Annotated in this window: 12 protein-coding genes and 1 other annotated feature; of the genes, 6 read left to right on the forward strand and 6 right to left on the reverse strand. The window is 35.1% G+C overall.

Translation table 11 applies throughout. The annotated features are described in order from the left end of the window. Positions 1-221: 221 nt before the first annotated feature. On the forward strand, positions 222-1,247 hold the full coding sequence (locus NSS71_RS14390) for an HD-GYP domain-containing protein (RefSeq protein ID WP_053215761.1): 1,026 nt from the start codon (positions 222-224) through the stop codon (positions 1,245-1,247). Between the two features lie 59 nt (positions 1,248-1,306). Here the strand turns inward: NSS71_RS14390 and adhE are convergent, their stop codons facing one another. Next, a complete protein-coding gene (gene adhE, locus NSS71_RS14395; RefSeq protein WP_047943756.1) occupies positions 1,307-3,919 on the reverse strand; it encodes a bifunctional acetaldehyde-CoA/alcohol dehydrogenase in 2,613 nt (870 codons plus the stop codon). A 369-nt stretch (positions 3,920-4,288) separates the two neighbouring features. Here adhE and NSS71_RS14400 point away from each other — a divergent pair, with 369 nt between their 5' ends. The 5 genes from NSS71_RS14400 to NSS71_RS14420 all read left to right on the forward strand — a co-directional run bounded on the left by NSS71_RS14400 (position 4,289) and on the right by NSS71_RS14420 (position 9,844). Then, positions 4,289-4,918, forward strand: a complete 630-nt coding sequence (locus NSS71_RS14400; RefSeq protein WP_047943755.1) for a TetR/AcrR family transcriptional regulator — start codon at positions 4,289-4,291, stop codon at positions 4,916-4,918. 120 nt (positions 4,919-5,038) lie between these two features. Then, positions 5,039-7,240, forward strand: coding sequence for an MMPL family transporter (locus NSS71_RS14405; RefSeq protein ID WP_144546302.1), 2,202 nt, complete (start codon positions 5,039-5,041; stop codon positions 7,238-7,240). A gap of 180 nt (positions 7,241-7,420) precedes the next feature. After that, positions 7,421-7,906, forward strand: a complete 486-nt coding sequence (locus NSS71_RS14410; protein ID WP_047943753.1) for an RNA polymerase sigma factor — start codon at positions 7,421-7,423, stop codon at positions 7,904-7,906. 12 nt (positions 7,907-7,918) lie between these two features. Then, entirely contained in the window at positions 7,919-8,770 is an 852-nt protein-coding gene (locus NSS71_RS14415) for a DUF3298 and DUF4163 domain-containing protein (RefSeq protein WP_251688325.1), read from the forward strand. Positions 8,771-8,965: 195 nt separating this feature from the next. Further along, positions 8,966-9,844 carry a cation diffusion facilitator family transporter gene (locus NSS71_RS14420; RefSeq protein WP_144546300.1) on the forward strand — a complete coding sequence of 293 codons (879 nt, stop codon included), beginning with the start codon at positions 8,966-8,968 and terminating at the stop codon, positions 9,842-9,844. Between the two features lie 219 nt (positions 9,845-10,063). Here the strand turns inward: NSS71_RS14420 and NSS71_RS14425 are convergent, their stop codons facing one another. From NSS71_RS14425 to allC, 5 genes are all read right to left on the reverse strand, one after another. Beyond that, a complete protein-coding gene (locus NSS71_RS14425; RefSeq protein ID WP_251688323.1) occupies positions 10,064-10,828 on the reverse strand; it encodes a TraX family protein in 765 nt (254 codons plus the stop codon). 53 nt (positions 10,829-10,881) lie between these two features. Then, positions 10,882-11,388, reverse strand: a complete 507-nt coding sequence (locus NSS71_RS14430; RefSeq protein WP_251688321.1) for a hypothetical protein — start codon at positions 11,386-11,388, stop codon at positions 10,882-10,884. Between the two features lie 298 nt (positions 11,389-11,686). Next, positions 11,687-13,120, reverse strand: coding sequence for a proline--tRNA ligase (gene proS / locus NSS71_RS14435; RefSeq protein WP_047944899.1), 1,434 nt, complete (start codon positions 13,118-13,120; stop codon positions 11,687-11,689). Positions 13,121-13,204: 84 nt separating this feature from the next. Then, positions 13,205-13,422, reverse strand: a binding site (T-box leader). 216 nt (positions 13,423-13,638) lie between these two features. Beyond that, positions 13,639-14,829 carry a pyridoxal-phosphate-dependent aminotransferase family protein gene (locus NSS71_RS14440; RefSeq protein WP_095322096.1) on the reverse strand — a complete coding sequence of 397 codons (1,191 nt, stop codon included), beginning with the start codon at positions 14,827-14,829 and terminating at the stop codon, positions 13,639-13,641. 343 nt (positions 14,830-15,172) lie between these two features. Further along, positions 15,173-16,408: an allantoate deiminase gene (gene allC, locus NSS71_RS14445; RefSeq protein WP_341151778.1), complete on the reverse strand. Its 1,236-nt coding sequence runs from the start codon at positions 16,406-16,408 to the stop codon at positions 15,173-15,175. Positions 16,409-16,638 lie beyond the last annotated feature (230 nt).

The following is a 16,638-nucleotide window of genomic DNA, read 5'->3' on the forward strand; positions in this document are numbered from 1 at the left end:
TGCATCTTCTTCTATTCTATTTTTGTTAAATATATAGCTATTATAATAGGAAAAATATTCAGAAGGCCTTAATCCCTAGTAAATTCTACTAAAATAGGCAATAAGAAGTGTGATAACTAGTCAGAAAGTCTGTTTTATCTACGATAGAGCTAAGGTAATATTTACTAATAAGGGGATGCGAAGCAGCAATATATAGCCATTATGTAAAGGAGACAAATAATATGGGAAAAGGAACTATGAATATTGTTGGGTATCGTATAAAAAGGGATGTTTATTCAAACTCTATTGAAGGCTTATTTCTACTAAAAAAGAACTCCATCTTAACGAAGAAGCATATTGACTTACTTACAAAGCATCAGGTTAATCCATTTGATGTAATTGAACCTACAGATGAAACCTCTGCCTCCTCCGATAATAAGGAATTTACTAATTTGCTAGATGAGGTAAAAGAAACTTTCCATCGCATCATCAAACAAGATAACAGCACGGTGGAGAAACTTCTGCATGATTTTAAAAACACTATTAATTCTTCTCTTCAAGAATTAGCGATTTTAGAAATGCTTCATAAAGAAGTCTCACCAGATGATTATATTTACCAGCATAGTATTAATGTTGGAATCCTTTCTGCCATTATTGGGAAAATTTTAGGATTACCTAAAAAGCAATGCCATCTGCTTAGTCAAATGGGATTATTTCATGATATCGGCATGTTAAAATTGGATCCATCCATTTTAAAAGTATCTGCTCGTTTAACACAAACAGAATATAAAGAAATGCAAAAACACACGATCTATGGAAAAGGCATCTTATTTCAAGTTCCGCAATTGGATATATTAATATCGCGAACTGCTCTGTTACATCATGAAAAAATAAATGGCAAAGGCTATCCCTCTCAGCGTACAGAAAAGGATATTCCCTTCTTGATCCAAATCGTTTCCGTTGCAGACATATTTAATAGCATGTGTACTTCTAATACGTATAAAGACAAGAAAACCTACATTGAAGCTATCGATGAATTAATAAATGAATCCTATGGAAATGCTTTAAATCCTGCTATTGTTATTCCATTTACCAATTTCATTATGAGAAAGCAGCTCTTTAAAAAAGTCATACTATCTAATAATGAAACGGCAGAAATTATCTTTATTCATCAAAATGAACCTCATTTACCATTGATTCGGCTAAAGGATTCCTATATTGATTTACGCAGGACTTCCTCTTTGAAGATTACTGGATTAGCAAATTGAATAAAAAAAATGGTCAAATCACAAAGATTTGACCATTTTTTTTATTATTCAGGGATTTTTCAAACCCCTTTATAGGCTTTACGATAAATATCTGCCAACTCTGTAACTAATGGTAATTTAGGGTTAGCTGTTGTACATTGATCCTCAAAAGCCCGGTCCGCTAAATAATCCACTTTTGCTTCAAATTCTTTTGCATCTACGCCTTGGGCAGCAATACTCATAGGAATATTCAGTTCTTTCCCTAGTCTAATTACTGCCTTCACAAAGTTGTCTACACCTTGTTCAACTGTATTTGCTGGCAATCCAAGAATTCTGGCAAGCTCTGCATAACGTTCATCTGCTTTAAAGTATTCATATTTAGGGAATGACATGAATTTTTTTGGTTTCTCTGCATTATATCTGATAACATGTGGCAATAAAATTGCATTGGAACGACCATGTGCGATATGGAATTCGGCTCCTAATTTATGTGCCAAGCTATGGTTAATTCCTAAGAACGCATTTGCAAACGCCATACCAGCAATCGTAGAAGCATTATGCACTTTTTCACGTGCTTCTTCATCATTTCCATTGCGATATGCTCTTGGTAAATATTCAAAGATCAATTGAACAGCTTTAACTGCTAATGCATCTGTATAGTCATTTGCCATATTTGATACATATGCCTCCACAGCATGTGTTAGTACGTCCATACCTGTATCTGCTGTAACGGATGGTGGAACTGTCATCACAAATTGTGGATCAATGATTGCTACATCTGGTGTTAGCTCATAATCTGCTAAAGGATATTTAATATTTTGCTCTTTATCTGTAATAACCGCAAAGGATGTTACTTCAGAACCAGTACCAGAAGTAGTTGGAATTGCCACAAATTTAGCTTTTCCTCCCAACGCTGGATATTTATATACTCTTTTACGAATATCTAAGAACTTTTGCTTTAAGCCGAAGAACTCTTCATCTGGATGTTCGTAGAATAACCACATTCCTTTTGCTGCATCCATTGGAGATCCCCCACCAAGAGCGATAATACAATCTGGCTGGAATTTAGCCATCATTTCTGTTCCTCTAACAACTGTTTCAATAGATGGATCTGGCTCTACATCGGAAAATACTTCTACTTGCACTAGATTTGAACGTTTTCTTAAGTTATAAAGTAATTTATCTACATATCCAAATTTGACCATATATGGATCAGTTACGATAAACACCCTAGAAATGTCCTTCATTTTTTGTAAATACTGTACAGAGTTTTTCTCAAAATAGATTTTTGATGGAACTTTAAACCATTGCATATTTACATTCCTTTTTGCTAGTTTTTTTACATTCAATAAATGAATGTCTGTTACGTTAGTAGATACAGAGTTTTTACCATAAGATCCACAACCAAGTGTTAAAGATGGCATGAAGGCATTGTAGATATCACCGATCGCACCCTGAGAAGATGGTGCGTTGTTAATAATGCGGCATGCTTTCATTCTTAGCGCAAAGCTTTCGATTACTTTTGGATCTTCAGAGTGAATAACTGCTGAGTGTCCTAAACCGCCAAATTCTAGCATTTCTTCTGCACGTTTGATTCCTTCTTCTGTTGATTCTACTTTATAGCATGCAAGGACTGGACTTAATTTTTCTCTTGATAGCGGGTAATTCGGTCCCACACCCTCTAATTCTGCAAGAAGTATTTTAGTATCTTCCGGAACTTTTACTCCTGCCAATCCTGCGATATAATGAGCAGATTTACCAACGATATCAGGATTTACAGCACATGTGTTTTCATTAATTACTAGTTTTTCTACTTTAGCTAATTCCTCTTTATTTAAGAAGTAACAGCTATTACGAACTAATAGATTTTTCACTTCTTCATAGATTTCTTTATCAATGATTACTGCTTGTTCAGAGGCACAAATCATTCCATTATCGAATGTTTTAGAAAGAATTAAATCAGTGACTGCTCTTTTAACTTTTGCTGTTTTTTCAATATAACAAGGTACATTACCAGCTCCAACTCCCAGTGCTGGTTTGCCACAGCTGTATGCAGATTTAACCATACCTGGTCCACCAGTTGCAAGAATCAGCGCAATATCGTTATGGTTCATTAGTGCTTTTGTTGTTTCAATCGAAGGCTTTTCAACCCATTGAATACAGTTCTCTGGTGCTCCTGCTTTTACAGCTGCATCCCTTAAGATTCGAGCCGCTTCACTGCTGCATTTTTGTGCAGAAGGATGGAAAGCAAAAATAATTGGATTGCGTGTTTTAATAGCAATAATAGCTTTAAACATTGTAGTAGATGTAGGATTTGTAACAGGTGTTACTCCTGCAATCACTCCAACTGGATCAGCGATTTCGACAATTCCTGTTTGTTGGTCTTCATTTATTACCCCAACTGTACGATCATATTTAATATTGTGGTATATATATTCAGTAGAGAATATATTCTTTGTTATTTTATCTTCATAAATACCTCTTCCGGTTTCTTCTACTGCTAGTTTAGCTAAATACATATGCTTATCTAAGCCAGCAAGAGCCATTGCTTTTACAATTTCATCTACTTGCTCTTGATTTAAGGACATAAACTCCTTTAGTGCTTTTTTTCCTTTCGCTGCCATTTCATCAATAACTGCTTGCACATCAACTTGTTCGTTTTTCCCTTTTACTTCTTTTTCAACAACTGACATTGTAGATCCCTCCAATTATAGAGAATGATAATTATGTGAATGTTTTCACATATAACTTTAAAGAAAAAACCACTTTTCAAAAGCAGTCTATTTGTGATTATTTTCACAAATTCTTCTTTAAAGAAAAACTACTAATATAGTAGTTTAATTTTCCTACCAACTTACAGTTCTTGTTGCTTTTTTGCAAATTCTCGTTAGTTTTTCTTTACATGCTTATCATATAACGACTCGCAAAAACCTTCAAGCCTATTTAAATAAAATTGTTCATCTTTTCACAAACTTGTTCACATTTTATTCAAATTTGAAATATCCCTTTATTTTTTCTATAATATTAAATGTGATAAATTCAACAATGAAAGGGTTTACAATGTGAATAAAAAAATAGTTAAGTCAAATACCAATCATGATACCTATCATTTCATTATCCATGTTTCCTATCAGTTATTTATGGAATTAGGATATCGGAAGGTTAGTACAAGGATGATTGCAGAACATTGTGGAATTACACAGCCAGCTTTATATCATCATTTTAAAAATAAACAAGATATTTATAAAGAAGTAATTAATACATCTATAAAGCAAACAGAACATGCTCTCTTAAACATTACGAAAGAATTTGAGAATCTTGAAGAATGTCTCTATCAAATTGCTATTTACTTTTTAGAAAATTATCAAGAGGATTTAATGCAAATGTTTCATGACTTACAGCATGAAATGCCGTCTGATGTCCAAACACATTTAAGAATTCGCTGGCAGGAAGGATTTTTGAATCCCATTATACATGTATTTGATCAAGAGGAAAAAAACAATGCAAATATTTCCTACAATAAAATAGACACTAATAGCAAAGAAATTGCCTTGATGTTTCTTCAATATATTCAAACAGCAATGCAGCCTTCTTATATGAAAGAACTATCTTCTAATCAACAAAAAAAAGAAATCCAGCGAAAGGCAAAGTTAATTGTTCATTTATTTTTGTTCGGCCTAGTAGATAGGTAATGATTTTGTAAAAAACACTTCATTTCTTTCTGTATTAATTATATACTCAACTTATCAATCGATAAGTTTTTTTACATCTTACTTATCGATTGATAAGTTACGTCTTTAAGGAGTGGAAAAATGAAACATTATATTCAGCGATATTTTACTGCAGTAACCAGTAAAAAGGGAAAGTGGATTACTTTAATTGCCTGGCTTCTCCTTGTCGGAATAGTAAGCATGTTTTTACCTCAGGCTAGCTCACAGAAAAATGATTTAGCTAGAAATATTCCCACTACTGCTTTATCACAGCAGGCAGAGGAAAAAATGAAAGAAGAATTTCCCAATGAACAAGGAACGCCGGCATTAATTGCTTGGTATCGATCAACAGGATTATCTAATCAAGATTTACAACAAATCCAAGAGCTTACCAAACAACTAACAGAGAAGCCGCTAATCCATCAAGAAATGATTATTCCCTATCATCAACTACCGATAGAGGCAGTAAAGCGACAAATTTCTGAAGATGGAACAACATTCGTTCTCCCGCTTTTATTTGAAAATAATTTAGCAACAAGTGAACTCAAGACAGGTGTTCAGGAATTAGAAAAAGCTGCTAGTAACTTATGGGGAGAAAATCCTTTTAACACCTCTATAAAAGATGAAACAAAATTACATGCAAGAACAACCGGTCCAGTAGGTATCTCTATTGATGCGACAGAGCTGTTTAGCCAAGGTGACTTATCATTACTCATTGGCACAGTTATGATAGTTTTAATTTGTTTGCTTGTCATTTATCGTTCTCCAGTATTAGCGTTAATCCCGCTAATCGGAGTTGGAATCGCTTATGGAGTTATCAGTCCTTTACTTGGCTTCTTAGGTGAGTTAGGGTGGATTGAATTTGATTCTCAAAGCATTGCTATTATGACCGTATTGCTTTTTGGAGCCGGTACAGACTATTGTTTATTCATTATCAGTAGATATCGTACGTTACTAACCCAAGAATCAGTAAAGGAAATTGCGATGCAAAAAGCCTTAAAACGTTCTGGCGGAGCCGTGGCGATGAGTGGTTTAACAGTATTTTTCTCCCTCATTGCATTATTATTAGCTCAATATGGGGCAGTTCACCGATTTGCCATTCCATTTAGCTTATCTATACTCATAATGATGATTGCTAGTTTAAGTATTGTCCCTGCCATTTTAGCTATTATCGGGAGACTATCTTTTTATCCATTCGTTCCTAGAACAGAAGAATTATTAGCAAAAAAGGGCATGAAAAAAACAGCGAAAAAAAGAAAATCACTTGGAAACGCGATTGGTACAGTAGTAACAAAACATCCATGGAAAGTGACGATTCTCACGACAATATTACTTGGAATTTTTGCTCTTTTTTCTCTTAAAACAGAGTATACGTATGACTTATTATCCTCATTTCCGGATGATATGCCCTCAAGAGAAGGCTTTACTTTAATTGAAGATCATTTTAATGCAGGGGAACTTGCTCCCTTATCGGTTATTATTAACACCGAAGGAGAAGCTGTAAAAGTCGAGGAGTCATTGAAGCAATTAGATTTTATCGCAAAGGTTTCAGAGGGTGAAGCAGGGAAAAAGAATCCTGATTTAATCAAATATTCAGTGGAGCTTCAAACTAATCCTTATTCAAATGAAGCGATGGATAAACTACCAGCAATTCGGGAAACATTGGAAGAAGTGCTTCAGGAGAATGGTATCAAAAATGCGAACGATAATGTTTGGATTGCTGGAATTACTGCAGAGCAATACGATACAAGAGAATTAACAAATGATGATGCGCAAATGGTCATTCCTGTTATTTTAACCATGATTGCCATCCTTTTACTTATTTATTTACGCTCTATAACAGCAACCATCTATTTGATTGCAACCGTTCTGCTTTCCTATTTTAGCGCATTAGGATTGGGCTGGATTATCCTTCATTACGGATTCGGAGTGGAGGCAATTCAAGGATTAATTCCGCTATACTCTTTTGTATTCATTGTGGCATTAGGAGAAGATTATAATATCTTCATGATTTCAAGCATATGGAAGAAACGCAAAGAAAAGCCCCTCTTACAAGCGGTGAAAGAAGGTGTAGCAGAATCTGGCGGTGTTATTACTTCTGCTGGAGTCATTTTAGCTGCTACCTTTATGGTACTTACGACTTTACCAATGCAAGTACTTGTCCATTTTGGAACCATAACTGCAATCGGAATTGTGCTGGATACCTTTATTGTAAGACCATTTTTAGTGCCTGGAATAACTTCCCTATTAGGAAATGCTGCCTTTTGGCCAAGCAAGAAACTACATGTAAAAGAAAAAGAATAGATTATTTATTCCTCCAAGTCCTGTCTCACCAGAAAGCTTGGAGGATTTTCTTCTCTCCCTTCCATTTAGTCCTTCTTTTTTTAATTTATTTGATTTTCTTAAAACAAAATCCCCTTTCCATACGTCTATTCCTTGTAAAACTTAAGTTATTACGTATTTCTTCCATAAAGGAGCTCTTCTATGTTAAACAAAAATAAAAAAGAAACGGAGTTAATTACATTTATTATGGATCATAAGGAAAGCTTCTACCGATTTGCATACTCTTATGTACGGAATCAAGAAGATGCCTTGGATATTGTACAAGACTCTATTCATAAAGCGTTAAGAAAACAACATCAATTAAAAGATACTGCTATGATGAAAAGTTGGTTTTATCGTATTGTCGCTACAACGTCTCTTGATTTTTTGCGAAAAAAGAAACGGTGGTATGTGGCAGACGATGACAGTTTAGAAGTGCTTGCTTCAAGTTCTGTCGATACTTACAAAAATTTAGATTTAGAACAAGCAATGAATCAGCTTCCACCATCTTATAAAACCATTGTGATTCTTCGTTTTTTTGAGGATTTAAAGCTCGAAGAAATCGCTTCTGTATTAGATGAAAATATAAATACAGTAAAAACAAAGCTTTATAAGGCACTAAAAATACTTCGTATAGAAATGAAATAGTGGAGGAATATAATGGATAGAAAATTAGAAAAGATGAAAAAGGATTATTTAAATATACCCATACCAAATGAATTGGAGAAACAGACACATAAATCGATTAAACGATATCGTACTTTGAGAAGTGTTTCAAAAAACGCTATCTTCTTAGCTGCTTCCATCCTTTTATTCATTACAACGGTTAATATAAGTCCGGCAGCAGCAAGCACCTTATCAGATATCCCTTTTTTAAACAAAGTCATTAAGGTCGTTACAATAACAGAGTGGAAAGAAACGAAAGAGAACAATCAGCTTGATATCAAAACACCTGAAGTAACTGGCTTAGAGAATAAAACTCTTTCACAGACATTAAACCAACAATACGTTCAAGAATCAAAAGAGCTTTATTCTAAATTTCAACAAGAAACAGCAAATGAGAATGGAAACTACTCGCTTGAAAGTGGCTATATCGTTAAAACAGATGATGATTTGTTATTATCGCTGGGTCGATATACGGTCGAAACAAAAGCATCTGCTGCAGAATCTATTCACTATGATACAATCGATAAACAAAACGAACTGTTAATTACATTACCAAGTTTATTTAAAGATAATTCTTACATTGATGCTATTAGTTCGTACATTTTACATGAAATGAACAAGCAAATGAAAGCAGACACCGGAAGCTATTTCATAAAAAATGATACCGATCCAGAAGGATTTGATAAAATCGATCCACACCAAAATTTCTATATAAACAAACAGCATAAATTGGTCATTTGCTTTAATGAATACGAAGTAGCACCAGGATATATGGGAACAGTTGAATTTCTCGTTCCATCCGAGGTAATAAAGGATTATTTAGTAAGTGATTTATATATAAGATAATGGTTATCATTGATAAGTCAGAGGATAGGATTTATTCTTTCCCTCTGACTTTTCTTCTTTTATAGTTGAAAAGTTTTCCTCTGGCAAACTGTTTTCTCTTCCTCATACTTTTGTTGATAGGTATAAAAACGTTGCTCTAGACCCACCCTATAGTGACTTGATATGATTAGTGAGGTAGTTAAGGAGGCATTTGCAATGGATAAAAAATATGCAGACTTAAAGCTCGGAGAACGAGCCGCGATATTAAGCATTATTACATATATTATTTTAGCATCAGTGAAATTAATTATTGGAAATAGCACTGATTCGCAAGCTTTAAAAGCAGATGGATGGAATAATTTCACCGATATTATTGCTTCTGTTGCCGTTTTAATTGGCTTGCGACTATCTCAAAAACCAGCTGATAAAGACCATCCTTATGGTCATTGGAAAGCGGAAACTGTTGCTTCGTTAATTGCTTCCTTTATTATGATGAGTGTTGGATTACAAGTATTATACCAAGCAATCTCTTCCTTCTTTACTCATTCTAGACAAGCACCTGATTTAGTGGCAGCATATACAGCTATCACCTGTGGTGCTGTTATGTTCTTTGTCTATCGGATCAATTTACGATTAGGAAAAAAAATAAATAGCCAAGCTGTAAAAGCAGCAGCGAAAGATAATTTTTCTGATTCGATAGTTAGTTTTGGTACTGCTGTCGGCATTTTTGGAGCACAATTAAACTTGGAATTTTTAGATCCACTAGCGGCTTGTATCGTTGGCCTGTTAATTTGTAAAACAGCTTGGGGAATTTTCCGAGAAACCACTCATTATCTGACAGATGGTTTTGATGTTTTATTGATTGATAAATATAAAAAGACCATTTTGCATACAGATGGCGTTAAAGCTGTAAAAGAAATTAAAGCGAGAAACTATGGGAACAGCCCAGTTGTGGATGTTGTTATTACTGTTAATCAGAAACTAGATATTACCGATGCCCATGATATCTCTTCTGCTGTAGAGAATGCTTTAATAAATGAATTTAATGTATTAGAGGTCCATGTCCATATTGAGCCAGACGAAGAAAAACAATAAAAAAACAAATGAGATAGTATTTAGAAGTATAACGGAGAAATCTGGAGATCGACTTTTTTAAGTAATCCCCAAATACAAAAAGGCGGAATTTTCCTCACTATAGGCTAATGCTGCCTTTTGCTTTATTGAGTATCATGAGTATATATGAGCACACACACTATTATGTTGTATAGAGTAAGAAAATAGCCAACTCATTGAGTTGGCTTACATCATTACTCTTTAACTCGTTCCAATAAAATATAAAATAATAATATGTATTGGATAAAAGAAATAGAAAAAATATTTTAAGCCAACTCCTTTTTCCCCATTATAAAAATAGAGCAATGGCAAAGCTAAAATCATCATCCATTGGAAGTCTGCAAACGGAAGTAAAAGTCGGGAAAACCAATTTAAACTACCTCCCCATTTTTCATATACTAAAAAGATAAAAAGGCAATAAATCGAATAGCTTATTACTAGTTGTTTTTTATTTCTAAATAAATAAAAAACAATACCTAATAAAACGAACAAGATTCCCCCTTCTACATGCAGTACATTTCCAAATATAGCTCCATAAAAAGGATATGTCAGAGCTGCATTTAATATAAATATTTCTTTAAAGAGGGTAGAAAGCACCGTACTTATCATCTGCCATATTAAGTAGATACTGAAATATCTCCAACTTCGCTTATCGATTACATAAATTAATAATGCAATTGCAAATAATGTCGCAAAAAAATTATTAGTAATTCCTACTCCCGTATTATAATTTTGATTAATAAACACATTAATGCAAGCCATGATAACACTAGCAATATACAAACGGAAGAGATATCGATGTTTATTAGATGTGTGAGTCATACCTATTATCACAAAATAAATAAAAATCGGTGCTGCTATTCTCCCTACCCATCTTAAATATACTGGAGTACCAGGAATAAATTCCCCTATATGATCTATTAGCATAAAAATTAAAGCTATTATTTTTATTAAAGTAGTAGGCATTATCGTCTCCTTAATGAAGAAAAGCACCTATAGAACTAGGCGCTTTATACTTGTCATTGTACACTGCCACTGAAATTACTAGGTGCTGAGAAAGTTAGATAGTATAATTCAGAAGCTTTCAAACCTGTTGGGAAAGCACTCAACGAATAACCTGGTTTCAAAGTCCATGTTTCTTTTGCAAAATAATCAGGATCTGAATATAGTTTAATCTTTAAATCTTTTGTAGCATGATTGTTTTTTACATTAATTCTATACGATGCTTTTCCTGTAAAAAATTTATTAGTATATAGTTTCGATGTTACTGCATTCCCTGCGAAATACATCGCCCCACTCTTTGAAACATTATGAGAAGTTGTTGGCTTTCCTACTCCGAATATACCTACCTCTCCATCGTTAGTAGATAAAGAAATATCTGTTACACCAAAATTCTCATTAACAATACTCTCATTTCCTTCGATTTTCTCGATAACTGTGTTTTCATCTGCAAAGGCTACTGAACTTACAGATAGAATAGAAAGAACCAATATTGCTACAAACCCTAATTTTGTTATTTTTTTCATTTTTCCCCTCCTAATGATGATTATTCCAACAAATCTATCATACTTCCAAATAGTCCCAAATGTCAACGTGTTTTTACGAATATTCAGTATTTTCAAAAATGAACACACATATTATCTAAGAATAAAATGCTTCTTTTATTGATAAGGAAATCAGATAACTTTCTGACTTCCCTATAAAATATAACTCTTTCCTTCTTCGTCTGTTTCTTTTGTTATAAACATAGATAATATATCAAAGTCCACTTCAAAAAAGTTTTAAATTTCTTGATCGTCTATAGAATTGATTTAGGCAAAAATATTAATATGCTTTTGCCCAATATACTAATTTATTAGCTTTTTTGCCACAGCATACACAAGTGTCAGCGATGGTTTCTTGCTCAAAAGGCATACATCTAGATGTTGCACTTGTTTCTTCCTTTATTTTATCTTCACACGCTTGATCTTCACACCACATTGCTTTAATAAATCCTGGCTTTTCTTTTGCCGTCAACTGTTTAAATTCATCAAAATTTACAGCAGTATGAGTGTTTTCTTCTCTATGATCTGTGGCTTTCTTTAACAAGTTGTCTTGGATATCTGTTAATAATTGCGTAATTGTTTCTTCTAATCCATCCATAGAGACAAATTGTTTCTCTCCAGTATCTCTTCTCACAAGAACCACTTGATTTTTCTCGATATCTTTTGGTCCCACTTCTAGACGGAGAGGAATTCCTTTCATTTCATACTCATTAAATTTCCAGCCTGGCTTTTTATCACTTGCATCGATACCAACGCGGATCGAATTACTTAGTTTCTTCTGCAAATCGTAGGCAAAATCCAATACCCCTTCCTTATGCTGGGCAATTGGTACAATCATTACTTGTGTTGGTGCAATCATTGGCGGTACTACTAAGCCGCGGTCATCCCCATGAACCATAATCATGGCACCAATGATTCTTGTCGTAAAGCCCCATGATGTCTGCTGAACATGCTGCAAGTTGCCATCTCTGTCCGAGAACTGAATTCCAAAGGATTTCGCAAAGCCATCGCCGAGATTATGCGAAGTACCTGATTGTAATGCTTTGCCGTCATGCATCAGGCTTTCAATTGTATAGGTGTATTTCGCGCCTGCAAACTTTTCTTTTTCCGTTTTACGCCCTTTGATCACTGGAAGCGCCAAGTACTTTTCGCATATTTCGGCATAGACCTGAAGCATTTGAATTGTTTCTCTATCTGCATCCTCTTCCGTTTCATGACATGTATGCCCTTCTTGCCATAAAAATTCTAAAGTACGTAAGAATGGACGTGTCGTCTTTTCCCAGCGCACAACATTGGCCCACTGATTATATAGCTTAGGAAGATCGCGATAGGAATGAATAATATTTTTATAATGCTCTGCAAAAAGCACTTCTGATGTTGGGCGCACACAAAGTCTTTCTGCTAATTTCTCGTCTCCTCCATGTGTAACCCATGCTACTTCTGGAGCGAATCCCTCAATATGATCTTTTTCTCTTTGTAAAAGGCTTTCTGGAATAAATAATGGCATATAAACATTCTCATGCCCTGTTTCTTTAATACGTTTATCTAAAGCTTCTTTAATATTCTCCCAAATCGCTGTTCCATATGGTCGAATAATCATAGAACCTCTTACACTTGAATAATCGATTAGTTCCGCTTTTGTCACTACATCTGTATACCACTGGGCAAAATCATCTTCCATGCTAGTAATGCTTTTTACAAAATCCTTCGCCATTTTAAAGGGCCTCCTATTTTATCTGTGTTTTATTTCAAGTGGTCTTTTCTTAGTAAAAGACCATAAAAAAAAGCTTTGCTATTCATTAGGGACCAATTAATGGCGGTACCACCCTAATTCAAAGCAAAGCTTTACACTCTTCCATGTTAACGGTATTGAACCGCTGAATCTTCTTAAACAAAGTCTATTCGATACAGAACGAAAAAGGCAGGTTCAACAGGTAAGCCTATAGGTCCTTTCAGCATTTAGACCCTCTCTTTTTATAGACATTGCTGCATACTAATCCTTTTTATAGTTTCATTATTCATTTCTTTGTGAAAAATCATATCGGATAGAAACATTATTGTCAATATAGATTTTTTTATTCTTTTTTAACCGATAGGGTATTTTTGAAAAATGGCGAAGGAGTAAGTGGCTTCTCTGTGTGCTTTTAGGCATAGAAAGTGATTATCTGTACCTTCTTCTTCTTTGAGTTCTTGCCTTTGGGCAAAGAGAGTGTTTCTCTGGCCCCTTAAATATTATCCTCTTGAATAAAAATTTAGCGCTGCTTGCAGTGCTTGGCCTGCAGGGAGTTTTACCCCATGTCTAATGAGGCATGCCTCTAAACTCGCAAGCACAAATAAGACATTCTCTTTGCGACAGCTATAGCCCATTGTTCCAATTCTCCATATTTTTCCGTGTAATGGACCGAAAGAGCTGGCTATTTCTACTCCAAATTGCTCAAGCATCATGCTACGAACAGATTCTGCATCAATCCCTTCTGGAACGTTGATGCATGTTACCGTTGGCAGCTTCCACCTTTTATCACCGAACAATTCAAGACCCATTCCTTTTATTCCTTCTATTAGCGCTTGTTCATGATACTGATGACGAGCAAATCTATTTTCTAATCCCTCTTCTAAAACAATTCTTAATCCTTCATAAAGAGCATATAACATGGTAGTTGCTTCTGTATGATGATTCAGCCTTCGCGGGCTCCAATAATCCTGCAATTGTGCCAAATCTAAATAATTCGAGCGAATTGGGGCATGAGCATTTATCTCTGCTAGTTCAATATCAGTAGCTATTCCTCTTTCTACTTTCTTCCGTGCAATTAACACTTTTTCCACTCGATCATTATACGTAATAGGGGCATTTCCAGATGGAACAGATAAACATTTTTGATTGCCCCCAATTACTGCATCTATATACCAATTATCTGTTTGAACATCTGCTCCTCCAATTGTTGCAACAGCATCAACGATAAAGAGAATATCTTGTTCTCGACATGCTTTGCCGACCTCTTCTAATGGCTGCATACACCCTGTTGATGTTTCTCCATGAACAAGAGCAACTACTTTCGGTCTCACCTTTTTCATTTCTGCAATAATTACTTCTGGATCAAAAACCTCGCCCCATTCACACTGGAGCAAATGAATCTCAGCCCCATATCTTTCAGAAATTTCCGTTAACAAATGTCCGAATCTTCCGTAAATTGGAATTAACACTTTATCTCCTGGCTCGATGACACTGGCCAATACAGCTTCCAGCCCAGACCTTGATGTTCCATCAACTGGATAAGCCCATTGATTTTTAGTTTGGAAAACTTGTTGAATCATTCTCATAACATCATTCATGATGGAAGTAAATGCAGGATCAAATTGTCCCAAAATAGGTGTGCTTAGCGCCCTTAACACTCTCGGATCAACCTCCACTGGTCCTGGTGTCATAATCGTTCTTAAGGGTGTGTTTAGTTCTAAAAAAGTCACTATGCTACTTCCTTTCCTTATCTATATTATTGGTAAATCCCTCTACTTGGGGAATAAGTGATTACTTCTTCGTTTTTCATACTGTTATTTAATTGATGAAAACCACTCTTTCCTTTCTTCTCTCACTTTTCGGTTTTCATCGACCTCCTGAACACCACTTTTTCCTTTCCTCTCTCACTTTTCGGCTTTCATCAACCTCCTGTACACCACTTTTTCCTTTCCTCTCTCACTTTTCGGCTTTCATCAATCTCCTGAACACCACTTTCCGCCTTTCCTGCGCCTTAAGTATGTTCTCTCTAAAAAATCAATAAGCCAGACGGTGTAGTAATTCTATAAGGACAACAACCCCATTTTTTAAATCTTCTAGTTTCGTATGTTCCTTTGGTGAATGACTGATTCCATTTACACTAGGAACAAATAGTAACGCTGTCGGGCAATAGGTTCCGAAAATTTGTGCATCGTGACCGGCACCACTAATCATTTTTTGATAAGGAATATCTATTTCCTCCACAATTCTCTCCGATAGCTGCGTTAATTTAGCGTCCATTGCAACGGCCTTAACATCCAGCCATTGATTCCATCCTACTTCCATATCAGCAGTCTTACCTCTCTGTTTAAAATAAGCAAAAATTTTCTCACAATAGTAATCTAGTACTTCTTCTTGGTGGTGCCGGACATCCAGTGTAAACGTAACCTCTTTGGCAATCACATTAGGAATATTAGGAACTGCCTGTATTTTCCCAACTGTCGCCACTAAGTGAGCGTCTATTTCCGTAACTTGTTTAATAGCATATGTAATTAATTCTGCTGCAAGATGTACACTGTCCTTCCGATAGAGCATTGGGGTTGTACCTGCGTGGTTACTCTCCCCCATTACTTTGATCGTAAATCTTCTTTGTCCTACTATATGAGAGACAATCCCTATAGACTTCTGCTCTTTTTCTAAGACAGCCCCTTGTTCTATATGCATTTCTATAAAGCATTCAATATCCTCTCGCTTTACTTGTTTTTCATCTGGCTGCAAACCCGCCGATGTCATAGCTTGAGCAAAGGAAATATTTCTTACGTCAGCTAATCCTTCACAATCACTTTTAGTAAATTTTCCTGTTACCGATCCAGATCCCCAGAAAGCTAAAGGAAATCTACTCCCCTCTTCCTCACATAACGAGACTACTTCTACTGTCTTTTTTGGTTTGCCATAATGCTTCTTCAAATAATTGACAGCGATAAAACTCGCCATAATCCCGAAGGCTCCATCGTATTTTCCGCCATCTACAACAGTATCAATATGAGAACCTGTTAATATAGCTTTCTCCTCTTGATCTGTTCCTTCTAACCTGCCAAATAAGTTGCCAACGCCATCAAAATAAGGATTCAAACCACTTTCTTTCATTTTTTGAAAAAGAGAATGTTGTGCTAAACGCCAGTTTTCATCATAGAGAAGTCGTGTAACTCCACCACTTTTCGTCTTTCCAAATCGAGCAAGCCATTCTAGCCAATCCCCTACCTCTTTTGTTTCAATATCAATAGTTGTCTTCATTGATTCCGCTCCCCTCCCTGATACTCTCCCCACATTCAAAATAAAAAGAAAGGACTCTCCTCTCTCCTTTTGTTATTTTCTAATAATATTTAAAACTACTTAAAACGCACTCATATTATGTAACCATTATTTTAATAATCACCTGCTAGCAATTCATTAGACAAAATGTTAGAATTATCTAAATAGTTTGTATAAAATAACTAAAGAAGCTTCTTGATTAATTGGATTAC

Source organism: Niallia sp. FSL W8-0951 (assembly GCF_038006525.1).
GTDB lineage: Bacteria > Bacillota > Bacilli > Bacillales > Cytobacillaceae > Niallia > Niallia circulans.

Bases quoted from the DNA above. Each gene is read 5' to 3' on its own strand.
- adhE (WP_047943756.1), bottom strand. From the start codon at position 3,919: ATGTCAGTTGTTGAAAAAGAAGTAAAAGGGAAAAACGAACAAGTTGAT.
- NSS71_RS14410 (WP_047943753.1), top strand. From the start codon at position 7,421: ATGTTAAACAAAAATAAAAAAGAAACGGAGTTAATTACATTTATTATG.
- NSS71_RS14425 (WP_251688323.1), bottom strand. From the start codon at position 10,828: ATGCCTACTACTTTAATAAAAATAATAGCTTTAATTTTTATGCTAATA.
- NSS71_RS14420 (WP_144546300.1), top strand. From the start codon at position 8,966: ATGGATAAAAAATATGCAGACTTAAAGCTCGGAGAACGAGCCGCGATA.
- NSS71_RS14440 (WP_095322096.1), bottom strand. From the start codon at position 14,829: ATGACACCAGGACCAGTGGAGGTTGATCCGAGAGTGTTAAGGGCGCTA.
- NSS71_RS14405 (WP_144546302.1), top strand. From the start codon at position 5,039: ATGAAACATTATATTCAGCGATATTTTACTGCAGTAACCAGTAAAAAG.
- allC (WP_341151778.1), bottom strand. From the start codon at position 16,408: ATGAAGACAACTATTGATATTGAAACAAAAGAGGTAGGGGATTGGCTA.
- NSS71_RS14415 (WP_251688325.1), top strand. From the start codon at position 7,919: ATGGATAGAAAATTAGAAAAGATGAAAAAGGATTATTTAAATATACCC.
- proS (WP_047944899.1), bottom strand. From the start codon at position 13,120: ATGGCGAAGGATTTTGTAAAAAGCATTACTAGCATGGAAGATGATTTT.
- NSS71_RS14390 (WP_053215761.1), top strand. From the start codon at position 222: ATGGGAAAAGGAACTATGAATATTGTTGGGTATCGTATAAAAAGGGAT.
- NSS71_RS14430 (WP_251688321.1), bottom strand. From the start codon at position 11,388: ATGAAAAAAATAACAAAATTAGGGTTTGTAGCAATATTGGTTCTTTCT.